Here is a 23,203-nt window from a genome sequence, read left to right as displayed (position 1 = left end):
CCGGTATGGGTTTATTTTTTTACTTTGTGTTGCATTTCAATTGTAAATTCGCCCCATACAAAAAAGGCTCCATAACTGTTAGATTTCTTGTCTAACAATTATGAAGCACTTTAATTTTTGGATGGCCTATTAGTATATCTAAATAATTGTATGTAACCAAGGTTGAAAAAGAACCGCTGTTAAGCTACTGGATAATGCCTTTTTGTTGCAGAAAAATTAGATTATTATTGGTTGATCAAAATAAATTCATTGGTTGCAATCCGGTAATATTTGACGCCATTAATAGTGACGATTCTGTCGACGTGCCATTCGGTATTTGCGGGTAAGACTGAAACTTGTTGGCCAGCGCCATTATAAACAGGGGTTGGCGCCTTAGTAGTATAAACCGCGACATAAGATTCGTAGGTAGTTGATGAATCACCGCTGACCCATTCGTCAGTGCCAACACGATACATTTTGACATCATTGATAATAGCATAACCGTCAGTCTTCAAAACTGTACCAGCTGGGAAGGTTACATCCAGAGCATTGCCTTCAGAATTGTAAACGACGCTGTTAGAACTCAAAACAATGTTTGTTGGCGTAGTCAATGGAATAAACTTTACTGAACTGTCAGTTGGTAAATATTCGTTTGGAGCAACTTGATAATAATCGGCGCCATTGATTGAAACAATCCGACTATAATCCCAAGCGGTACTTGGTGAGGCAGTTTTACCAATTGGATCACCAGAAGCGTCGACTAATTGGACGTCTCTATTAAAGGTTCTTAAAACGCCGGAAACATCAGTAACAGTCGTTGCTTCCGATGGATTTGAATTGGATGATGTCTCGGTTGGATTTAATTTATAAGTCAAAGTTAATGTTTGTGGATCTTGAGTGTAAGTTCCCTTTAGCAAAGTTGAAGGACTCGTCAAAGTGTAGCCATTGATTTTACTTTCGGCCGTTAAATCGAAAGCATCACCGATCTTATTACCATTGACCATCAATGAAGATGCACTGTTGACCATAATTGGTTTACCGTTGGCATCGACAAAATCAATCGTAACATTTGGATGATCTTGCCAAATAATTGGTTGAGCAATCTTCAAATTTTGTAAGTCTTGAACGCCAGGATATTGTGGGAAGGTAATATTTGATATAACCGCACCATAAGCAAAGCCAGGATCGCCATAAATCAACAATGGGGCAGAAGTATCAGCATTATCTAGCTCATATTCATCGTTACCTAAATTCTTCAAGTTATTAGCAGTTAAGTAATCTGGAAGTGCTGAAGCTGAAAAGTGATAATTGCTGGCCAGATCATCACCGTTAATACCAGTGACTGGAGTAGATTTGAACACAATTGGTTGATGCTTCACAGCGTATATTGGTGTTGGATCATAGTAGCCGTTGGTAATATTGAGTGAAAAACCAGTGTTACGATTAATGCCTTTGAGTGGAGACAAATCAGTTACGGTACCGTTGTTCTCAATGAGTCCACCACCAGGCGTATTAATATTTGATGAAGCAATGATCCAAGGAGCAATAACTTTCAATTGAGCGTTAGTCAAACCATCGTACTCTTTATCGCCAGACAAAAACATCCCGTAACTAACTGGTGGTAATTTAGCTATTTGATTGACGTCGATTTCTTTAGCACTAGGATCACTAAAATCGCCAGTTAAATTCAAAGTTCTGAGTTTTAATCCATCTAGTGGCGTTAAGTCAGGATTAGCCGTTGGATCTGATGCTAAAGTTGCGGACAAGCCAAATGTCAAATTATTTGGCAATAATTGCATATATTGCAATCCATCCAAATTTTCGACCTTTCCGTTGTTAACTTGAACCATAACCGAATTGATCCGATTTTGAATGTCGCCAACTGTAATAGGCGAGGTTGCTGGAATATCCATCGATGTTTTGATTGCAGAAGCCAAATTCGCATCACTTACCGGTACAGGCGTGGATGCAGTCAAATTGGTTGGCAAACTGTAATCAATTTTTGGAAATACTTGTGGTGTTGTCGTTGAGACAGCTGGATTTGGCGTGTTGTCCTTAGTTGGCGTATCAGTTGGAATTGTGTATCCGCCAATTGTAACTCCAGTAGTATTGGTGCTACCGCTTGGGGATGCCACAGCACTTCTAGTTAAGGTTGAGGTACTCGAAATTGGTTGAACGCTTTTAACAGCTGATGAAGTTGCGGTTGGATCGGTAGCTACGCTTGTAGGTTCGACAGGTGTAGCGGTTTTAACAGTCGATGAAGTTGTGGTTGAACTCGTTGGTCCGACTGGAGCAACGGTCGTAACTGTTTTAACTGTAGGCATTGGTTGTGTAACCGTCGTCGTAGGGGCAACGCTTTTAGCAACTGTTGTTTGTGCGGGTGCAGCGCTTGTAGTTAGACTTGCAGCTGTTGATGTGCTGGTTGCGGTAGTTTTAGCGGTTGTACTCGTATCCGTCGTTGTGGGACTGCTTTTAACGGTCGTCGTCGCATCTGTTGTAGTGTCGGCTTTAGCAGATTGAGTTGTCATAGATCCTAAAATAAGTGCTGAAAATAATGAAACGCCTAAATAGATACATTTTTTATTTAATAACATAGTATTCATCCCTTCATACATATTCAACACTAATGGTAGTCACTCATTATATATATACCAATAATATCGTGTGACGACGATCACGCGATGAAGCCTGTATTAGTATTGATATCAACAAAATATACCAATTACCGAACTTATAGACGTTTTGACTTGGGTAAAATAAAAAAATCGTAATTCTAATTTATTAAAGAATTACGATTTTTTATTGGTTTATTAATATACATCACATTGTATTCAAAATTTCATGGAAAACGACAGTGAATCAAACAAATAAATAATATTTGAAATATTGCTTGACTTAAAGTTGACTTTAAGTTGTTTAATGTATTTATCGAATCGAGGAGGAATGAATTATGGCAAAACAAACAGCAGGACACGATATGCTAGGAGACTTTGCACCACAATTTGCAGAACTAAATGATGATGTTTTATTTGGAGAAGTTTGGAGCAAAGAATCTGAATTATCTGCTCATAATCGTTCTTTGATCACGATTGCAAGTATTATTTCAGCAGGAAATCTTGAACAATTAGATGCACATTTAAAAATCGGTAAAAAGAACGGTATTACGAAAGAAGAAATTGTTGCGGAAATCACTCACTTATCATTCTACGCAGGTTGGCCTAAGGCTTGGAGTGCTTTTAACCGTGCAAAAGAAATTTGGAAAGAAGATTAATCATAATGGCAAAAAATGAAGAATTAAAAACTAATGGCGTTTTCCCAGTTGGCGATAAGAATGATGCTTATGCAAAATATTTTATCGGTCAAAGTTATTTAAATAGTTTGGTTTCACCAGAAGATAACATCGATTTCGGTGTGGGCAATGTTACTTTTGAACCCGGTTGTCGTAACGATTGGCACATTCACCACGATGGTTTCCAAATCCTATTGGTTACTGGTGGCGAAGGCTGGTATCAAGAGTGGGGCAAACCTGCACAATTATTGAAACAAGGTGACGTAGTCGTTATTAAAGAAGGCGTAAAACACTGGCATGGAGCAACTAAAGACAGTTGGTTCAGTCACGTCGCTATTACTAAAGGAACTTCCGAATGGCTTGAAAAGGTCACTGACGAAGAATATAACAAGCTTTAATTAAAGGAGAATTTTATGATCAAAGATAAAGTCGTTGTAATTACAGGTGCTTCAAGTGGCATTGGAGAGGCAACTGCCAAGTTGTTAGCAAAAAATGGTGCCAAAGTCGTTCTTGGTGCTCGTCGTGAAAGTCGTTTGCAAGAAATCGTCAACGATATCAAAAAAGCTGGCGGTCAAGCAGCCTACAAGACAGTCGATGTCAGAGATGCAGAAGAAGTCGCTGCCCTGGTTCAATTGGCCAAAGATGAATTCGGTGGACTAGATGTTATTTTCAATAATGCTGGGATTATGCCAAGTTCACCAATCAGTGCTTTACACACTAAAGAATGGAACGACATGATCGATATCAATATCAAAGGTGTCTTGAATGGCGTCGCAGCTGTAATGCCTGACTTTGTAAAGAACAAGGCCGGCCATATCATTACTACTTCATCAGTTGCTGGAATTAAGAGTTTTACAGGCTCTGGTGTTTACGGTGCTACTAAGTTTGCCGTTAGAAACTTGATGGAAGTTATTCGGATGGAAAGTGCTCAAGAGGGTACTAATATTCGAACGACAACTCTCTATCCTGCCGCAATCAATACGGAACTTTTACATACGATCACTGATTCAGATACGAAGAAAAACATGGATGCATTCTACAAACAAGTTGGTATTTCACCGGACGCAATTGCCCGTGTAGTCAACTTTGCAATCGATCAACCAGAAGACGTCAATGTTAATGAATTTACAATTTACCCAACTAAACAAATGTAAAGATAATGAAAAGAGACTGTGAAAACAGTCTCTTTTTTTACGAAAATTTTACATTAAATATATTTTATATATACAAAGATTCCCCATACTGTAACCATCGACATATCTGGAGGGATTAGATAATGTCTACTGTTTTTTTAACTAATGTTTGTAAGCAATATGATTCAGAGAAGAACGTTTTGAACAACGTGACTGCTGAGATTCAATCGGGGGAATTCTTCGTCATTGTTGGATCATCAGGTTGTGGTAAGAGTACCTTGCTACGAATGATTGCTGGTCTGATTTCAATAACTGACGGTGAAATCAAAATTGACGACAAGGTTGTAAATGATCTTCAACCTAAGGACCGCAATTTAACAATGGTTTTCCAAAGTTACGCTTTGTTCCCATTCTTGAGCGTTTGGGACAACGTGGCCTTCGGTTTGAAAGCTCGTAAGAACCTTTCACAATCAGAAATCGCTTCACGAGTTGATAATGCTTTGAAGATGGTTGATTTGGAAGGACTAAAGGATCGCAAGCCACGTGAATTATCTGGTGGTCAAAGACAACGTGTTGCTTTAGCTCGTGCGGTTGCTAGTGACGCCAAGATTTGTTTGATGGATGAACCACTTTCTAACTTGGATGCTCAGTTGAGAATCAAGATGCGCCAAGAGATCTATGCTCTGCAAAGAAAATTAGGTCTCACTTTGATCTACGTTACCCACGATCAAGTTGAGGCGATGACAATGGCTGATCACATCATGGTTCTCCACGATTCACACGTTCAACAAATTGGAACGCCAGCTGAGATCTACAAGAAACCAGCTAACGAATTCGTTGCCAGTTTCTTCGGAGTTCCACCAATCAATATTTTGCCAGCCGTTAAAATTTCAGGTAAGAAGATCAATGTTAATAATGATTTCCAAATGCAAATTAAACAACAAGTTCCTGTAGACAACTTTAAAGTGGGTATCCGTCCTAACGAAGTTATGATCGAAGCTGCCGATGAACTTGAAGCTAACGCCTCGATCAGAACGATTGAATTCTTGGGTGACGAAAAGATCGTTTACGCTCAGATGAACAATAACAATATTGAAGTTGCAGCAATCGTACCAAGTGATTCACAATTTAAGGCTTTCGACACGATCAAAGTTTCTGCCGGGGATAACGTCTTATTATTCGATAATGATGGTATCAACATTACTAAGAATGCGGAGGAATTGGTCAATGCTTAAAACTTCGACAACTAACGTTGTTCCTGAAAAGAAGGTTGAAGCAAAGCAACGCCAAGGATTCAGATTGAATGCCAATGACAAATATTACGCTTCGATCTTTTTAGGACCATCGCTATTAGTATTAACATTATTTGTTTTTTATCCAATGCTCAAAACCCTTTATATCAGTCTATTTTTAACTAATACCTTGGGAAATACGACCGTTTTTACCGGTTTAGATAACTATGTAAAATTGATTTCTTCACCAGACTTTTTATCCAGTATGTCAGTAACCTTGCTTTACGTTGTAGCAGTAACTGTTTTGACCGTTTCCGTGGGACTTTTGTTAGCTAACTTAGCTAGTCAAAAATTACCTGGTATCGGAATTTTCAGAACGCTTTACTCAGTAACAATGGGTGTTTCAGTTGCCGTAGCCGCTATTTTCTGGCTATTTATCTTTAATCCTTCAACTGGATTCTTCGCTTTAATGAGTGGCTGGTTGAATCTACCAGTAGTTAATTGGCTAACAAGTCCTACTAATGCGATGTGGGCTGTTATCATCACTACTGTTTGGATGAATTTAGGCTTTACATTCTTGATCTTATTGGGTGCCATTCAATCAGTTCCTAGTACACTTTACGAAGCAGCTGATGTTGAAGGTGCCTCATCAAGATACCAATTCTTCAAGATCACGATTCCGATGATCTCACCAACTTTATTCTTCGTTTCAACAATTACTATTATTGGTGCTTTCAAGAGTTTTGGTTTGATCGACCTTATTACTAAGGGTGGTCCTACTAATGCAACCAACATGCTAGTTTACCGAATTTACAAGGATGCCTTTTACAGTGGTAACTATGCTAAATCAAGTACAGAAGCCATTATCTTAACCGTTATTATTGCTTTCTTTACTTTGATTCAATTTAAGTTCCTAGAAAAGAAGGTAAATTACTAATGGCTAATTTTGACGAGAGAGCAATACTTAAAAGAGTTTTCAGTTATATTTTATTGATTGCCTTAGCCTTGATTATTTTGGCTCCATTCTTTATCGGTATTTGGACGAGTTTCTTGCCAACTATGGATATTGCCAAAGGTAATTTATTCAGTACTAACTTATCATTAGACAATTACGTCTCAGCTTTCACTAAAACGCCGATCCTGCGTTATTTATTGAATACCGTAGTTATCGCAACGTTAACGATGGTGGCACAACTGATTTTCTGTTCAATGAGTGCCTACGCTTTTGTTTTCTTGAAGTTCCGTTTCCGTAAAACTATCTTTGCTTTATTCTTAGTTACGATGATGTTGCCATTTGAAGCTGAAATCATCCCTAACTTCGCTACTATTAAGCACATGGGACTTTTGGACAATTATGCAGCTTTGATCATTCCATTTTTAACGTCAGCTTTCGGTACATTCATGTTGCGTCAGTCATTCATGCAAACGCCAGCTGAACTAAAAGAAGCTGCCGATATTGAAGGTTTGAACCACTTCCAATTCTACTGGAATATTGTTTTACCATATAACAAGATCAGCATGATCACGTTGGGTGCTTACAGTTTCTTAGGAGCCTGGAATCAATACCTCTGGCCAATGTTGACAACATTCAGTAACAATTCTCGTGTTATCCAAAATGGTTTGAAGCAACTTCAATCCGAAGAAACTTTTAACGACTGGGGTATGATCCAAGCCAGTGCAGCAATCATTGTTATCCCAACAATTATTGTGCTCTTTATCGGCCAACACTACTTCAAGTCAGGTATGAATGAGGGGGCTGTTAAGTAATATCGAAATATAAAAAATTAACTTTACCTTTAATAGCGATTTTGGCAATACTATTAGTTACGGTATTTGGAAAATCGTTATCTGCTAAATCAGCAGCAAATGACAACCGGATTCCTATCGTCTTCTGGCATGAAATGGGTGGACCTTCTGAAGATGCATTGGAACAAGTTGTTGACGGATTCAACAAGTCACAGACTAAATACAAGGTGATTCCTAAGTATCAAGGAACATACGACGAAGCAATCCAAAAAATCTTACAAACCCACGGTACAAGTACATCGCCAGCGGTATTCCAAGCTTTTGATATTTCAACTGCTCAAATGATTCACAGTGGCTATACAACGCCGGTTCAAAACTTTATCGATCAAGATAATTATGATGTTTCTAAGATCTCATCAGTTGCGCGTGCGTTCTACTCTAATGGTGGCAAGCAACAAGCCATGCCATTCAATACTTCACAACCAGTTTTGTATTACAATGCTAGTTTATTGAAGAAGTACGGCATCACACCACCACCAGTTTCACCTTCATACAGCGACATCACACGTGTGGCTAAACAACTTTATGAAAAGTCAGATCACAAAGTTAAGGGGATGACGGTTCAAGTGTACGGCTGGTTCTTAGAACAAGCTCTAGCTAATGCTGGTGCTCAACTTGCCAACAACAATGATGGTCACACTGGAAATCCTACAGAAGTTAAAATCAACAATCCTGATACGGTTGAATTCCTAAACTGGATCAAAGAAAATATCAAGTCTGATGACTTTATCGACTATGGTTCAGGTGCCAGTGCTGGTGCTAACCAAACAGCCGGATTCTTATCTGACAAAGTTGGTATCTTCATCCAATCTTCAGCAAGTATCGGTCAGTTGACAAAGAACAATACTAACAAATTAGGTATTACATATTTCCCACATCCAGATAACAAGAAAGCTAATGGGGTTGCTATTGGTGGGGCCGCACTTTGGATCTCCAACGATAAACCCAAAGACGTTCAACGTGGTGCGTTTGAATTCATCAAGTACTCACTAAAACCTGAAGTTCAAGCACAATGGCAAAAGTCCACAGGATACTTAGCTTTAAACAAGGATTCTCAAAAGACAAAGATCTTGAAAGATCTTTACGCTAAAAATCCTGAGTCAAAGGTTCCTGGCGAACAATTGGCTAAGGCTAAACCAAATTATTCTAACTCTGGTATTTTGATGGAAGGAATGCAGCTTACTCGTCAACTCGAAGAAGTAGCGATGGAAACTGTCTACAATGGCGGCGATATCAATCATGCTTTGGATACAGCTGACAAAGCTATCAATGATAACCTTCATCAGTCAAATCGTGCCAATGGATACAAATAAAAGCGAGCCGAATATAATTAACTTAATCTAAAAAGCCTCTGATTCTTAATTTAGAATCAGAGGTTTTTGAGTGTGTTGAATCTTTGCTATCTTTTTAGATTGAACAAATTAGGCGGCAGAGCCTGTAAGAAGGTTATTCCTAAAATCAAAACCGCACCAGCTAATTCAGCCGGGCTGACTTTGGTTTGTAGGACAGTCACTGCCAAAACAGTAGCCGTCAGTGGTTCAAAAGCGCTCAGCATTCCGGTAGTTGCTGGCGTTAAGTAGTTGAGACTTTGTAGGTAGAATAAGTAAGAAAACATTGTTCCACCAGTAACGATGAAGATGATGCAGATCCAAGCGATACCAGTTAAGTGTGGCATGTGTCCTAAGTCCGCAAAAGGAGCGAAGACGATACCACCAAGTAACATTGACCAACCAGTCACGATCCTAGCATCAAAACGGCGTAAGAGTTCCCGAGGCAACAGAGTATAAGAAGCCTGACTAATACCGGCGCCTACACCCCAAAGAATGGCCGCTGGCGACAGCATTAACTGATTGAGGTGTCCGTGAGTTACTAAGAGAAAAGTTCCTAATAAGGCTAATATAATGGAAATTACGTCGATTCTCCTAGGTAGCTGTAACTTTCGCAAAGAAAGATAAAGAATAATGAATAATGGCCCTAAGAATTGTAAAACCGTGGCCGTCGGTGCATTGCCATATTTAATAGCCATAAAATAAGTATATTGTGCTGGCAACATCCCCAAGAGACCGAAAGCCAATAATTGAAAGACATAACGTGGTTTTTTTAAAATTGCAAATAGTTCCTTAGAATCGATAAAGTAGCACCATATGACCAACATCAATCCTGCAAAGATCAACCGTATCCCAACGATCCATTGAGTGGGAATGCTTTCTTGCGTGAATAAATACTGGGCGATACTGCCGGAGAATCCCCAAAGTACTGGTCCAGCAATGGCGTAAAAGAAACCTTTTTGTTTATCAGTCATTAAAATTTCCCCCTAGACTGTATTAACAATAATGCTAACACAGATTTTTTAAGTGCAGTGAAGAACCAACATAAAATTAGGCTCTCCTGTATAATTTAGGATAAATATGATAGGGGAGGATCTTAATGCTCAAAATACAGCATATTCAAAAGAACTTTGGCGATTTAAAAGCTTTAAAGGATGTATCTTTTGATGTAGCCGACGGTCAGATCTTAGGTTTGATCGGTCAAAATGGGGCCGGTAAATCAACGACTTTTCACAGTATTCTAAATTTTCTCAATTATGAGGGAACAATAACTTGGAACGACCAGCCAATTACAGAGAGCGTGTTTGATGAAATTGGTTATTTACCTGAAGAACGCAGCTTGATGCCTAAGTTGACGATCGAGCAATAAATAATCTATCTGGCACGTTTAAAGAACAAGACGGCCAAAGAAATTCGACCACAGATCAATCAGTGGTTGCAGAAGTTTGCCGTTAAAGGAATGAAAAAAGATAAAATCAAAGACCTATCCAAAGGTAATCAGCAGAAGGTACAGTTGATCTGTACTTTGATCCACAATCCCAAATTGATCATCTTAGACGAACCATTCAGTGGTTTGGATCCGGTCAATGCTGACCTTTTGAAACAAGCCATTTTAGCGGCTAAAGAACGAGGGGCTGCCATTATATTTTCCAGTCATGATATGGAAAATGTTGAAGAAATTTGTGATCGCTTGGTCATGCTACGGAATGGTGAAGTGGTCTTGAAAGGGACCGTTCGCGAAGTTCGTCAGTCATTTGGCAAAACTAGAATCTTTGTGACAACGAATTGGACAAAAGAGCAATTACATGAATTACCACACGTGATCAAAGTAGAACAACATGAAGAGAAGCGTTTCAGTTTAGACTTAGATGATGAGACTGCAGGTCCAGAGATCTTTGAAGAACTGACTAAAGGAAAATATATTGAAGAATTTAGCCAACAGCCACCAACGCTAAACGAGATTTTCCGCTTGAAAGCAGGTGAAAAGCATGAATAAATTATGGATCGTAACCTTCGAAACGTTCCTTCGCCAAGTTAAATCGTGGAGTTTTGTCATGTTGATCATCGGGCCATTCTTGATGTTTGGTATCTCGATGGGAGCCGGTTATTTAGGGGCCAGCTCTAGCCAAAATACTGACAAGATTGCTGTCATCAGTGATCAGTCACAGCTACGAAACAGTTTTATCAAAGCTAATAAAGAAGATGTCGATAAAAAAGTTACCGATAAAGACAAGGCTGCAAAAATGATGCAGAAAAATGATTTAGCTGGTTATTTAGTTTTGAAACTCGACAATCAAAAAATCAGGGCTAAATATTTTGGAACTGATTCACTAAGCTCGGGTCAAAAAGCTCGTATCAACAGTTACTTGATGCGGACGCAACAACAGTTAAATGTTGCCAAAGCTCAACTGACGCCAACTCAAGTGAATGATTTGCAACAACAACCCGAACTAAAGGAAAATATTCAAAAGAAAACTGGTACGGCCAATTTGGCAAAGACGATTTCTTATTGGATAACTGTAATCATGGTTTATATAATTTTGATCACCTACACGACCATCACTGCCCAAGAGATTGCTTCCGAAAAAGGGACCAAGATCATGGAGATCATCTTCTCTAGTACAACGGCAGTGAAGTATTTCTTAGGTAAAATCCTTGGGGTGTTATTAGTTATCATGGCTCAAATTTTGATTTATTTAGTCGGCGGTTGGGGCGGTTATCTCGTTGCTCAAAATTCATCCTTGACTAAAGGGTTCATCAGTCAATATCAGAGCTTGATCGATTCAGTTTTGAAAAATATCCTCAGTCTCAATTTAGTTTATTTATTCTTAGGAGTGGTTATTTACACGATTCTAGCAGCCTTTTCCGGTGCCTTAGTAGCCAAAGCAGAGGATGCTTCCAAAGCTGCTCAACCAGTTATCATGCTCAATTTAGTAGCCTTCTTTGTAACTTTCCCATTCCAAAACAATCTTGATTCGATCATTGTTAAAGTATTCTCATATGTTCCATTCTTCTCCTCATATTTCATGCCATTAAGAATCATCAACAACAACGCAAGTCCATTAGAAATAACTTTGTCATTAGCCGTTTTAGTGCTCAGTATCGTTCTGTTGGCCAGATATATCGGAAGTATCTACCAAGGATTAATGCTACAAACTGATGATTCAAGTTTCTGGAAGAGATTCAAACGCGGATTGTCATACAACAAGTGATTTCTTCTTTATTTTACATTGGTAAGATTGATGTTTTTGGTTCTAATAATTAGATACTTTTTAAAGATAAAAAAGGCAAGCTACTTGATTAAAAGTAGTTTGCCTTTTTGCTTGTTATTTAAAAGAATACTCCGTAAAGTTTCACAGCACAGATAGCACCAAGGATCGGAGCTAATACCGGAACCCAACTGTATTTCCATTGGGAAGAACCTTTAGGATTTAAAGGTAATAATGCATGTAATAGACGAGGACCAAGATCACGAGCAGGGTTCAAAGCTGGACCAGTAGGACCACCAAAGGAAACAACCAAACACATAACTAAGAATCCTAAACCGATAAAGTCGGCACGTGAATCGATATGATCTGAAGTAAGAGCAACGGCACCGAATACTAAGATGAAAGTACCGATAAATTCGTTGATGAAACCATTGAGACGACTGTTTTCAGCATCGATGGTTGAGAAAGTACCAAGGATACTTTCAACGTTTTCAGTCTTGTTATAGTAAGGCTTGTAGGCTGCTACGATCATCAATTGACCAAAGATAGCACCTAAGAATTGAGCAATAATATATGGACCAACTTCAGCCCATGGAAATTCTCCATTGAAAGCTAGAGCCAATGTCATAGCTGGGTTGATTTGACCCCCTGAGATGGGACCGAACATCATGGCTGGTACCATAACACCGATACCATAACCAAATCCAATCAGAATCCACCCACCGTGAAAACCTTTTGTTCCTTTTAATTCAACGTTGGCCACTGAACCATTACCGAGGGCAACCATAATAGCTGTTCCGATAAATTCAGCGATACAACGTACTAACAGCGAATAATGCATAATTAATACTACCCCTAAATTTAATTGTATTTGTCTCATCATGATGTATACCGTAAGCAAAACACGAATATTATCATTCACTCAGAAATGGGTTAAATCGTATAAATTCGTAATAATTTGTCTTTTATGAGTGAATATTTTGAAAATATCCCATAAAAAAATTGCTCCAGCAATAAGGAACAATTCTTCCTAACATAAACGGTAAAATAAATCAAATATGAGCAACGATTTATATTGTATCATACATTCCGAATATTTTTAGACATTTACAGAAAAACTGGATAGTTTTTGCTATATAGTTATAATATGTAATTAACATAAAGTAATTCTAAAGATGAGGTAGAAGAAAGATGAAAGTTCTTAGTTTAGTTAATTTAACAAAGAAACAAACAGAAAAGATTCAATCAATCTCTGGGGTCGATTTGAAAGTGGTATCGCCTAAAAAAGTTACCGCTGAAGATCTCGATGGTGTAGAAGTACTTTATGATTGGTCTAATGCATTAAAGGATGCAGTTTTGAAGAGCAATACGTTAAATTGGATCCAAGTTGTCCGTGCTGGAGTTGACGCTTTACCATTGAAGGAATTGGATGATAAAGGTGTTATTTTAACTAACGGTGCCGGTGCTAATGCCATCAACATTGCTGAACAAACTTTGGCTTACATGTTGATGTTCGAACGTCGTATGAATTTAACTGCTAGACACCAAGATGCTAGAGAGTGGAAACACGACGAAGGCTACGATGAAGTTTACAACAAGACTGTTATGATCGTTGGCGTGGGCCACATTGGGACCTTGATTGCCAAATATGCCAAGGCTTTGGGGATGAAGACGATTGGCGTTAGAAGAAGCGACAAGCCGGCTGAGTATATCGACGAAATGATTCCTATGTCAGAAATGGAATCACGTATCAACGAAGTTCACTTTGTGATCAATGCTTTGCCAGATACTGAGGAAACAATCGGTATGTTCAATAAAGATATTTTCGAAAAAATGTCTAAGAAAGCTTACTACATCAATATTGGCCGTGGAAAAACTACTAATATGAGCGATTTAGTCGATGCTTTGAACGATGGTAAAATCGCTGGAGCTGGCTTGGATGTTACTACTCCTGAACCACTTCCAAGCGACAGCCCACTTTGGGATATGAAGAACGTTATCATCACGCCACACGATGCTGGGGCAAGTGTTCACTATGAAGAACGTGCTTTTGCCATTTTCAAAGAAAACTTGAAAGCTTATGTTGAAAACGGCGATGTCGTTGTTAACCGAGTTAATTATTCTACTGGATATTAAAATAATCATTTGATTTTATAGCTAGCTATCATTGAAGAAGAATTCAGTGATGGCTATTTTTTGTGTACGTTTTCAAATTAGAATTGTATTGAGATTTTTTTAGGATGTATTAAAATTAGTGTTAGATACATGAAAGGAAAAATAATGTCATCCGGTGATTATTTTATAGGCTTTATGCTCGTTTTCTTATTTTGGTTATTATTATTACTTCTAGAAATAATTTTGAACATGAGAAATACGATTATAGAATTATCTTTCTTTTCTGATGAAAAACCTTTTGCAATGGACAAATTAGATAACGATCTCAACAAGAAGTTTGGTGTAAAATTCCAAACACCTTTCGAAATGTTGGAGTTCTTGCTGATCGGTTACATTGCCTACGAATTTATCATGGATTTAAGGTACCAAGGATTACAGATCGACGCAGCTTCATTGAATCAGATCATCATCTTCTTTGTCGTCATCATGTCAGTTATGGTCGGCGATATGATCTTGATTATGAAGGACTTGCATATTTATAAGTTCATTAAGAACTATTCAACGTTAAATGGGAAAAAGACTAACAACTAAAAACACGTCAGTATTACTAGATAATTCTAGTAATACTGGCGTATTTGTTTAATTCAAATTTAGCCTCAATCGCACCATATCCTTCAAAACCAATTTATTCTCAATAATTGGTTCATCATAGTTTCTAACAAAAAAATCAGTATCGACACCAACAATGCGAAAGCCACATTTCTGATACAAATATAACTGGCCAAAACTAGTACTGCCGGTACCAATTTCAATTGTTTGATAGTGGCGTTCTTTAGCCCAACTGATGCCAAAACGGACTAATTTTTCACCAAAGCCGTGGTTCCAATATTTTTCGATTACAGCTACATTGACGATTTCAATCGTTTCCGGGCGAGTATCGATCAACAAAATGACGCCGACTAATTGATTATCACTGAGTAATTCAAATTTGTGGGCGCAGGCTAAATAACTGTCGACAACTTTTCGTGAAGGGTCAGCGCTCAATAAGAGCTTATAGTGGCGAGCGGTCGCTTGTTGAAAGGGTTGAATGAGCAAATTATTTTCTAACTTGGCCATCGCCTTGAACCAAATACTTCGTTGTAGTTAATTCGTTAGCGCCCATGGGACCGCGTGCGTGGAGCTTTTGCGTACTGATACCGATCTCAGCACCGAAACCAAATTGTTGGCCGTCAGTGAAGCGAGTTGAAGCGTTCGTATAAACGACGGCGGCGTCAATTTGTTTCATGAATTTGCGACTGGCCGTGTAATTTTCGGTGATGATCGATTCACTGTGTTTAGTGTTGTATTTGTTGATGTGCTTGATGGCATCATCGATGTTGTCTACGACTTTGATAGCGATGATATAGTCGTCGTATTCAGTACTCCAATCTTCTTGCGTTGCGGGTACGATTTCGGGCACGATGGCTTTGGCCAAAACATCCCCACGGACTTCAACGTTATTAGCTGATAGAGCGTCGTATAAGCGTGGCAAAAATTCATTGGCGATGTCTTTGTGCAAGACGACTTTTTCAGCGGCATTGCAGACGGAAGGGCGTTGAACTTTGGCATTGATGATGATCTTCAAAGCTTTGTCGAGATCGGCGTCTTTGTCGACGTAAATGTGACAGTTGCCGGCACCAGTTTCAATAATAGGAACTTTGGCTTTATCGACCACCATTTTGATAAATTTACCACTGCCACGAGGAATCAAAACGTCGATGTAATCTTTTAATTCCATCATTTTTTGAGCAGTTTCGTGGCTGACGTCGTCGATCAATTGAACGGCATCAGGATTGATACCAGAATCTTTCAAAGCAGTGCGCAAAGTTTCCGCCAAAACAATATTGGAATTGATAGCTTCTTTGCCACCACGCAAGATGACCACATTACCAGCTTTAAAACATAGACCGGCGGCATCTACGGTAACGTTGGGACGTGCTTCATAGATCATGCCGATAACGCCTAAAGGCACACGTTCTTGAGTGATATCTAAACCACTCATTGTTTCCCAGCCACGGGTAATTTTACCGATGGGGTCGGGAAGGTCCATTACTTGGCGCAACCCGTCAGACATTTTGTTGATGCGATCGGGTGTTAGTAACAAGCGGTCGAGCATCGCTTCCTTAAAATAGTGGATGGCTGTATCCACTATTAACGTCTAAGTAATTTTAATTTTTTATTCAGTGTTGATAAATGCGTTGCCGTCAACATATTGCTAATTTACCATGAATTTATGTTGCCGTCAACATAAATCACTGATTATTCAAATTATGAGTGATGTGTTCCAGCATTTCAACAAACAGTTGTTGTTCCTCAGCACTAAAGCCTAAAGTGGCGTTGCGTTCGGACTCTAACCAAACGTCTTCGACTTGAGTAGCTAGATCTCTTCCGTGTTCGGTGAGACTGACTAGAGTGACGCGTTTGTCCTTAGTTGATTTCTTTGTCTGAACGAGGCCGCTTTTGATCATGCGACTGACTGATTTGGCAATCGTTGAGTGATCGACGCATAAAGAGACGACCAACTTATTTTGGGAAATACCGTCGTTTTTTAACAATTCTAACAAGATCATATCTTGCCCAGGATGAAGTCCTAGTGGGCGCATCTTCGTTGCAATAAGATTTTTGTAACTTGTTATAAGGTTAATAATGGCTACTTCGATAGGAAATTTAGAATTCATTATTACCTCCTATGGTTATTATTCTGGGATTTTGGTGAACAAAGTTCCAACAGGCTCGCCCGCTAGAATGTTATTGATGATCTCAGGGTCTTTACCGTTAGTTAAAACCATCTGTTGGTTGTGTTTCAAAATTAATTCAGCAGCTTTTAACTTAGTTGTCATGCCACCGGTACCGTATTTTGTTCCGTGACCACCAGCGGCAGCGATGATTTCAGGATTGATCTTTTCGATGCGCTGGATCAACTCGGCATCAGGAACTTTGAGCGGATTGGCGGAATAGAAACCGTCGATATCGGACAACATGATCAAAAGATCGGCGTCAACTAGATTAGCTACGATGGCTGAGAGTTGATCGTTGTCACCAAACTTAGTGTGATGATCCAATTCGGAAACAGTTACTGTATCGTTTTCGTTGACGATAGGGATGGTATTATCCATGGAAAGCAATTCTTGGAAACTGTTCATCACATTAGTGTGACTTTCCGGATAATCGATTATATCACGAGTAATCAACATTTGGGCGACTGACATCCCATACTCGTGGAAAGCTTCGTTATAAATCTGCATCAATTCGGCTTGACCAACAGCAGCGACGGCTTGTTGACGAGAGATTTTGACCGGACGTGTTTCTAAACCTAAAACACCCATGCCGACACCGATAGCACTGGATGAGACTAAGACGACGTCTTTGCCAGATTTTTTCAAATTGCTTAACACGTGGGCTAAATCCTTAATAACGGTCAAGTTGATCTTACTATTTTGGCGGATTAGAGTACTGGTACCGACTTTGACGACGATACGGTTGGCAACAATGGAACGCTTATTTTGCATAATTTCTTCCTCATCGAAATATTCATTTGCTTTAATGCTAGTAATTAATTCTCAATACTATTACGATAGAACAATAGGTAGAATAAGAAAAGGGTGTATTTCATGTATAAAATATTAATTGTACTTCATGACGGTGATGATTATATCCGAATGAACAAAGTTTACATCGAAAGTATGCCAGTCGCTGGACAATACTTGGTTCATTCCGACGGATTGCCTTATTACGTTGAAGAGGTAACGACGTTTGTCGGCTATGTCAGCAGCAAAGGCGCCATTGCCATCGTAGTCGTTCATCCAGCCGATAAAGATGCCGAAGTCAATAATTTATATGGCGTTGATATTGAAGAAGATCTGGATGATCCAGAATATAATAAAAAAGAAAAATAGAGAACGGAATAAGCTGGTCAGCTTTCGAGTATTTGCCTAATCACCCGAATTGCTTGCCGAGTTTATGAGTTAAAAAAGGGACTAATTCAAATTGTGAATTAGTCCCTTTTTCATATTCATTAATTATTTTTCAATCAAATTATGTTTGATCAAATATAAGTACCAATAAGGCGAACTCTGTTGGTTCGTTAAATCGTTAGCCCAAACAAAGGTTGGATAGGGAACGTGTTTCTTGATCTCAAGTCCTTTTTTATAAAAACTTGGTTGACTGACACGTTCGATGTTAACGACGTAATTGGCGTGGATCTTAGTCAAGAAGCTATTGCCCATGAAGATTAAGGTCAGCAATAAAACAATGTTGACAACTGAATTTTTGAAACTGAAGTTGAATTGATCCAAAGCGTCGACAGTGAAACGAATACCGATCAGATACATGAAAATGTAGGCCAAAAAATAGCCTCTGACATTGATCGGTGAATTGACGAAGAGCAGTTGGCCCTCGATCACGCCGGTCATCAGATAAAATAGCCACATCTTAGGGTCATTTTTGTAAAAAGTAAAGATTGCATAACCCATGAAGATAATCAATAAAATACTGACGATACCTTCCATGTTGTAAAGCTTGTCGCCAAGGGATCCGTATTGATAACTGTAATTGTAGTCCATCGTAAATTTAGTTAGATGGTCGTTGATAGCGTAATAATAAACTAAGAAGATCAGTGAAAGTGAAGCAGTGATAATTTTTTGTAACATCGGTAAACTCGATCTCATAGTCAAAATCAAGATTGAAAGCAAAATGGCGGTCAATAAAACGATGTTAAAAGTAATTAACCAGAAATGCGTAATATTAGAATAGTTCCGCCAAATTTCATCTAATTTGAAAGTCGTACCACGATAAGCACTGTGCACGCGATAGCCAGGATTGCTGAACATGATAGCAGAAGAAATAATCGTCCCCACTAAATAGATCACGTGATAGAGCTGGGCTTTTTTATTGAAATAAAGTAGTACCAAAACGGCCATAATAATTGAACCGATAGCCATGTTTTCGTTGAATAGTCCGACGGTCACGCCTAAAAGTAACGTCCATATTGAGGCTAGAAAGACATTGATTTTTTTGTCCCGATATTTTTCAACAAAAATAATATAGAACAATGCCAAAACCATTGGTGGAACATAGTTGACAAAGCCGGCGTTCCAAGCAAGCACATTGTTGATAAAACCAGCTTGAAGCGTGAAGACGAATAAGAACGACAGGAATAGGGCAGTGAGCGATTTGTTAGTCAGTCGCCAGATACACCACATCAACAAAGTCCAACCTAACGCATAGGCAATCACGGCCAAAGTCATGCGATGCATCGTAATGATCTCCAAAAGATTCCCCAAGTAACGTCCATTGTTGCTACCACCAAAAATAGTCATCCCCCGATGGTATCATCCAGAATCTAAAGAATCCAAAGTAGATCAAAGAGACGATAAAAACCAGTGCCGGCACGGCTTTGCCTGCATACTTATTAAGCTGCTTCGTCATAATTCCCCCCAAAACATATTTGATATAACCTAATTTTGTAGTTTATCATAATGAACCCTATTTAGCCATAACTCCTGAATAACGGAAACACGGCTAAAATAAGTCAAAAAAAAATAAAGACCTACCACAAGTCTTTATTTTACGGGAGATTAATCAGAGCCTACCACTAACCCTGATTCCTAAGCAGTTGAGAAGGAGTACTACTTTAAAAAGGATAACAATGAAAATATTGTTAGGTTAATATATCCCGCTTATATAACCAATTTAATTATAAAGTGTATATAAAACAATTTCTACAATTAAGGAAAAATATTTTGATTAAAATAGCAAAATATTAGAAATATTTAATTTATTTAATCATTATATTGCTCAATTCGGTGAGAAAGCTGACATACGCTTTCATAGATGACATAATTTAGTTACATCAATGCAAATAATATATAGGATTGTTCAGATTAGTATAAGTATTTTATATAAAGTTGAAAGCATTCTGTCCATTAGATGAGGCATAATGTTGATGGTGAAGAGAATAATTGCATAGGGTTTTGTCAAATATATTTACTAGAAGGGTGGTCTCATATTGAAACAAGTACGCATTTCTAACGTTGAGCGGGACAATTTCATACGCTCCGTTGAAGAGTCAGTCGGATCTTTCAATTTGGGCTCAGAACGTTCGTTAATTAACTTAGTATTTAAGCATTTGAAGCTACTAGAGTGTAACGAAAATTTGGAGTCTGAATTAATTGATTTCCGACGTGATTTAATTGAATATGACATGAATACAGGGCACAGTCACAATCGTGACGTAGAAGAATTACTATTCAAAATCAAAAATCGTAACTTACCATATATCTAATATAATGTAGGAATATTTTTTATTCCTGCATTTTTTTTACCCTAAAATGATACCATTACCATGAGGTACAAATATGACGAAAATAAATCAATTTATGATTCAAGATATTCCCGTTTTGGAAGTCGTCAATGAGGAATTGAATGATCAAAAAGCACCATTAATAATTTTTTATCATGGTTGGCGCTCTAGTAAGGAACTCGTTTTGACCCAGGCGAGAAAATTAGCTCAAAAAAATATCCGTGTGATCTTACCCGATGCGATAAATCATGGGCAAAGACACATGGATATTTCGTCGATTCCTTCATTAACTTTTTGGAATAGTATCCAGGGGAATATAGCGGAATTTTCTTTGATCCGTAATTACTACGAAGATAGAGATTTGATCAAAGATAAGAAAATCGGCGTTGGTGGCTACTCGATGGGCGGCATGACTACGGGCGCATTGCTGACCAACCATCCCGAGATCACTGCGGCCGCTATTATCATGGGTACGCCCAATTTGTCAGCGTACGCCAAGCGAGTTCGTGATTACGCTAATCAGCGACAAATTTATGTTCCTGAAGATATGGAATATATTACCAGTTGGATCAACAAATATGATCTCAGTCAACATCCCGAATCCATAAATCATCGACCACTATTGTTTTGGCATGGAACAGATGACCAAAGAATTCCTTATAGCCAGTCGAAAGACTTCTTTGATCTAGTTCATCAAAAAGATTACGGTGACCAGGTTTCCTTTATTACTGGCTATAAAGCTGGCCATTTAGTTGAAACGAGACTGATGGATAAAATAGCTAATTTCTTTGAGTATTACTTGGAATAGCTTTCCAGAGAATTAGAAGATTGATCAAACCTAAGATCGTCATCAAAATGAACGCATGTTGTGAACCGATAGCGGTCGAAACTTTAGTACTCAAATTAGGATTGTTTTGACTGTTAGCGATGATGGCGGAAATGATTGACGTACCAGTCGCTCCGGCAAATTGTTGTAGCGTATTGAAGACCGCATTACCGTCAGTTTGATTTTGGCTCGACAAATATTTCAAACCGTTAGTCATGATATTCCCAATAGCCATGCCCATTCCGAGCATATAAGGAATATACATGAAAGTGATTGCGGTATTGTTAATATTTAGGCTCAAACAAGTGAACAGGATAATTGAAATGTCCGCTAAGATGACGCCACAAATAATAGGTAAGCGTGCGCCTAATTCGTCGTAAATTTTACCACTCAAAGGAGCAAAAATTGCACCGATGATACCAGCAGGAAAGACTGCTAAACCAGCAATCGTAACTGAACTATCGTTGACGAGTTGGATGTAGTTGGGCAAAATGAATGCAAAACCTAGCGATAATACTTGGAAGATGAAGAAACTTATCACGTGGCTTGTGAACGTGTGATTTTTGAAGACGCGCAGATTGATGATCGGTTCATCTAATTTCAGTGAGCGCATGACAAAACCAAGCAAGCCAATGATACCGACCACGAAGGCTACGATAACTAAAGGACTTAATTGACTCATGTTGCTGAATCCAAATATCAAACCACTGAACGTAAAAATCAAAGCAAGTAAACTGGCCCAATCAAATTTCGACTTTTGAATAGGGCTTTTTTGTTGGATATTTTTAATACCGAGTAAGAAGGAAATTATTAAAATTGGTAATAGGATGATAAAAATATAGCGCCAACCCCACGCACTGATGACTAAACCACCAAATGTAGGACCAATAGCGGGCGCAACGGCTGTGATCAAAGTTCCGATACCCATCATCAAGCCGATCTTACTCTGAGGGACGTTCTCCAAAATGATGTTGAACATCAGTGGCAAAGCAATCCCAGTTCCTAATCCTTGAATGACTCGACCAAGTAATAGGATTGGAAAAGCGGGCGCTATGGTATCGGTCAAAACACCTAAAATAAACAGTAAGTTGGCCGTAATAAAGAGCGATTTAGTAGGGAAATTTTTCTTAAAAAATGAAGACAGTGGCACTACGATGGCAACGGCTAATAGATAAATGGTTGTCATCCATTGAACCGTGGCGGTCGTGATATTGAATTCCTTCATTAAGGTTGGGAAGGCAATATTCATTGACGTTTCAACGATCACGCCACAAAAGGACATGATGCCGGTTGCTATGACGGCTAGCAGAACTTTTAGAGGGACCTTTTCGTTATTTTCCATTAATCTTCGCCTCCGTTGATATAAAAATTGAGTATTTTTTCAAACGTAGCGATCTCAGCGGCTGAAAAATTATTTTCAAGAATATCTTGGCGGTCGTGCATGAAACCGTCGATCTGTTGTTCCAGAGCGTGAGATTTGGCGGTTAAGTAGACTGACTTTTGACGAGCGTCCGTTGGGGATGATTTGCGATAGATCAAGTCGCGCTTTTCCATGCGCTGCAACAAGACGGTAGTCGTTGAACGTTGAATGAAAAATTCATGCTCAATATCACGTTGGAAAGTCTCTCGGTCAGCTCGATGACTCAAAAAGTCAATGATCGACATGTGCATCCAAGTCAGATCGTATTGTTTAGCAAAATTGTCAAATTCACGAGTGATTTGGTTGGCAGCAATTTTTAAGCGACTGTTCGTGTATTTTTTGTTCATGATGTACTCCTTTAACAATTGTTAGCTAACTAACGATTAATTATATTACACCGAAAATTTTGCCAGTGCAATGCTGCGTACAAAAAAATAGACCATCCATTTTTGAGAGGATGATCTATTAGCGTAGTGCGCCCGGCATGGGCGCTAACTTGGTGGCGAAAGTCCACTGTGAGCCGTAG

23 protein-coding genes and 1 pseudogene are annotated in these 23,203 nt (G+C 38.7%); 13 read left to right on the top strand and 11 right to left on the bottom strand.

Translation table 11 applies throughout. The annotated features are described in order from the left end of the window. Window positions 1–224: 224 nt before the first annotated feature. Window positions 225–2,573 (bottom strand): SLAP domain-containing protein, encoded by a 2,349-nt coding sequence (locus FD29_RS01550; RefSeq protein ID WP_057887230.1) that lies wholly within the window; start codon window positions 2,571–2,573, stop codon window positions 225–227. A gap of 356 nt (window positions 2,574–2,929) precedes the next feature. Between FD29_RS01550 and FD29_RS01545 the strand changes: the two genes are divergently transcribed. The 7 genes from FD29_RS01545 to FD29_RS01515 all read left to right on the top strand — a co-directional run bounded on the left by FD29_RS01545 (window position 2,930) and on the right by FD29_RS01515 (window position 8,752). After that, window positions 2,930–3,250, top strand: a complete 321-nt coding sequence (locus tag FD29_RS01545; RefSeq protein ID WP_201780218.1) for a carboxymuconolactone decarboxylase family protein — start codon at window positions 2,930–2,932, stop codon at window positions 3,248–3,250. 5 nt (window positions 3,251–3,255) lie between these two features. Beyond that, complete coding sequence (locus FD29_RS01540; RefSeq protein ID WP_057887228.1) at window positions 3,256–3,666, top strand: cupin domain-containing protein; 411 nt, start codon at window positions 3,256–3,258, stop codon at window positions 3,664–3,666. Window positions 3,667–3,681: 15 nt separating this feature from the next. Further along, window positions 3,682–4,422, top strand: a complete 741-nt coding sequence (locus tag FD29_RS01535) for an SDR family oxidoreductase (RefSeq protein ID WP_057887227.1) — start codon at window positions 3,682–3,684, stop codon at window positions 4,420–4,422. Window positions 4,423–4,544: 122 nt separating this feature from the next. Next, on the top strand, window positions 4,545–5,636 hold the full coding sequence (locus FD29_RS01530) for an ABC transporter ATP-binding protein (protein WP_057887226.1): 1,092 nt from the start codon (window positions 4,545–4,547) through the stop codon (window positions 5,634–5,636). Continuing rightward, entirely contained in the window at window positions 5,629–6,570 is a 942-nt protein-coding gene (locus FD29_RS01525) for a carbohydrate ABC transporter permease (protein WP_057887225.1), read from the top strand. Before FD29_RS01530 ends, FD29_RS01525 begins: the two co-directional genes overlap by 8 nt. Beyond that, a complete protein-coding gene (locus FD29_RS01520; RefSeq protein ID WP_057887224.1) occupies window positions 6,570–7,400 on the top strand; it encodes a carbohydrate ABC transporter permease in 831 nt (276 codons plus the stop codon). Before FD29_RS01525 ends, FD29_RS01520 begins: the two co-directional genes overlap by 1 nt. A 47-nt stretch (window positions 7,401–7,447) precedes the next feature. Continuing rightward, the gene (locus FD29_RS01515; RefSeq protein ID WP_235804242.1) at window positions 7,448–8,752 is read left to right on the top strand and encodes an ABC transporter substrate-binding protein; all 1,305 of its coding nucleotides are present in this window, start codon (window positions 7,448–7,450) and stop codon (window positions 8,750–8,752) included. Window positions 8,753–8,838: 86 nt separating this feature from the next. Here the strand turns inward: FD29_RS01515 and FD29_RS01510 are convergent, their stop codons facing one another. Then, entirely contained in the window at window positions 8,839–9,741 is a 903-nt protein-coding gene (locus FD29_RS01510) for a DMT family transporter (protein WP_057887222.1), read from the bottom strand. A gap of 125 nt (window positions 9,742–9,866) precedes the next feature. On the opposite strand from FD29_RS01510, the pseudogene FD29_RS01505 reads away from it, so the two are divergent. Both FD29_RS01505 and FD29_RS01500 read left to right on the top strand, forming a co-directional pair. Beyond that, a pseudogene (locus tag FD29_RS01505) lies at window positions 9,867–10,763 on the top strand (ABC transporter ATP-binding protein). Next, window positions 10,756–11,979 carry an ABC transporter permease gene (locus FD29_RS01500; protein ID WP_057887221.1) on the top strand — a complete coding sequence of 408 codons (1,224 nt, stop codon included), beginning with the start codon at window positions 10,756–10,758 and terminating at the stop codon, window positions 11,977–11,979. Before FD29_RS01505 ends, FD29_RS01500 begins: the two are co-directional and overlap by 8 nt. A gap of 118 nt (window positions 11,980–12,097) precedes the next feature. Here FD29_RS01500 and FD29_RS01495 read toward each other — a convergent pair whose 3' ends face one another. Next, window positions 12,098–12,817 (bottom strand): MIP/aquaporin family protein, encoded by a 720-nt coding sequence (locus FD29_RS01495; protein ID WP_057887220.1) that lies wholly within the window; start codon window positions 12,815–12,817, stop codon window positions 12,098–12,100. 350 nt (window positions 12,818–13,167) lie between these two features. Between FD29_RS01495 and FD29_RS01490 the strand changes: the two genes are divergently transcribed. After that, complete coding sequence (locus FD29_RS01490; protein WP_057887219.1) at window positions 13,168–14,112, top strand: D-2-hydroxyacid dehydrogenase; 945 nt, start codon at window positions 13,168–13,170, stop codon at window positions 14,110–14,112. Window positions 14,113–14,394: 282 nt separating this feature from the next. Further along, window positions 14,395–14,682 carry a hypothetical protein gene (locus FD29_RS01485; RefSeq protein ID WP_147007930.1) on the top strand — a complete coding sequence of 96 codons (288 nt, stop codon included), beginning with the start codon at window positions 14,395–14,397 and terminating at the stop codon, window positions 14,680–14,682. 48 nt (window positions 14,683–14,730) lie between these two features. Here FD29_RS01485 and FD29_RS01480 read toward each other — a convergent pair whose 3' ends face one another. The 4 genes from FD29_RS01480 to proB form a co-directional block, all read right to left on the bottom strand. Continuing rightward, window positions 14,731–15,207 (bottom strand): GNAT family N-acetyltransferase, encoded by a 477-nt coding sequence (locus FD29_RS01480; RefSeq protein ID WP_057887217.1) that lies wholly within the window; start codon window positions 15,205–15,207, stop codon window positions 14,731–14,733. Beyond that, window positions 15,188–16,246 carry a glutamate-5-semialdehyde dehydrogenase gene (locus FD29_RS01475; protein WP_083477729.1) on the bottom strand — a complete coding sequence of 353 codons (1,059 nt, stop codon included), beginning with the start codon at window positions 16,244–16,246 and terminating at the stop codon, window positions 15,188–15,190. Before FD29_RS01475 ends, FD29_RS01480 begins: the two co-directional genes overlap by 20 nt. A 136-nt stretch (window positions 16,247–16,382) precedes the next feature. Beyond that, the gene (locus tag FD29_RS01470; RefSeq protein ID WP_057887216.1) at window positions 16,383–16,808 is read right to left on the bottom strand and encodes a MarR family winged helix-turn-helix transcriptional regulator; all 426 of its coding nucleotides are present in this window, start codon (window positions 16,806–16,808) and stop codon (window positions 16,383–16,385) included. 18 nt (window positions 16,809–16,826) lie between these two features. Further along, window positions 16,827–17,639, bottom strand: coding sequence for a glutamate 5-kinase (gene proB / locus FD29_RS01465; protein ID WP_057887215.1), 813 nt, complete (start codon window positions 17,637–17,639; stop codon window positions 16,827–16,829). Window positions 17,640–17,741: 102 nt separating this feature from the next. Here proB and FD29_RS01460 point away from each other — a divergent pair, with 102 nt between their 5' ends. Next, a complete protein-coding gene (locus tag FD29_RS01460) occupies window positions 17,742–18,026 on the top strand; it encodes a hypothetical protein (protein ID WP_057887214.1) in 285 nt (94 codons plus the stop codon). Window positions 18,027–18,149: 123 nt separating this feature from the next. Here FD29_RS01460 and FD29_RS01455 read toward each other — a convergent pair whose 3' ends face one another. Continuing rightward, on the bottom strand, window positions 18,150–19,448 hold the full coding sequence (locus FD29_RS01455) for a DUF6056 family protein (RefSeq protein WP_057887213.1): 1,299 nt from the start codon (window positions 19,446–19,448) through the stop codon (window positions 18,150–18,152). Continuing rightward, the gene (locus tag FD29_RS11715) at window positions 19,429–19,557 is read right to left on the bottom strand and encodes a hypothetical protein (RefSeq protein ID WP_268871991.1); all 129 of its coding nucleotides are present in this window, start codon (window positions 19,555–19,557) and stop codon (window positions 19,429–19,431) included. The genes FD29_RS01455 and FD29_RS11715 overlap by 20 nt, the downstream gene beginning before the upstream one ends. A gap of 929 nt (window positions 19,558–20,486) precedes the next feature. Here FD29_RS11715 and FD29_RS01445 point away from each other — a divergent pair. Further along, window positions 20,487–21,239 (top strand): alpha/beta fold hydrolase, encoded by a 753-nt coding sequence (locus FD29_RS01445; protein ID WP_057887211.1) that lies wholly within the window; start codon window positions 20,487–20,489, stop codon window positions 21,237–21,239. On the opposite strand, the gene FD29_RS01440 is transcribed toward FD29_RS01445, so the two are convergent. Beyond that, window positions 21,211–22,599 carry a DHA2 family efflux MFS transporter permease subunit gene (locus FD29_RS01440; protein WP_057887210.1) on the bottom strand — a complete coding sequence of 463 codons (1,389 nt, stop codon included), beginning with the start codon at window positions 22,597–22,599 and terminating at the stop codon, window positions 21,211–21,213. The genes FD29_RS01445 and FD29_RS01440 overlap by 29 nt on opposite strands. Further along, the gene (locus FD29_RS01435; RefSeq protein WP_057887209.1) at window positions 22,599–23,024 is read right to left on the bottom strand and encodes a MarR family winged helix-turn-helix transcriptional regulator; all 426 of its coding nucleotides are present in this window, start codon (window positions 23,022–23,024) and stop codon (window positions 22,599–22,601) included. Before FD29_RS01435 ends, FD29_RS01440 begins: the two co-directional genes overlap by 1 nt. Window positions 23,025–23,203 lie beyond the last annotated feature (179 nt).

The sequence above is a fragment of the Companilactobacillus mindensis DSM 14500 genome, from assembly GCF_001434275.1.
Classification (GTDB): domain Bacteria; phylum Bacillota; class Bacilli; order Lactobacillales; family Lactobacillaceae; genus Companilactobacillus; species Companilactobacillus mindensis.
The sequence above is the reverse complement of the archived record's forward strand: the minus strand, read 5'-3'. Positions and strand labels throughout refer to the sequence as shown.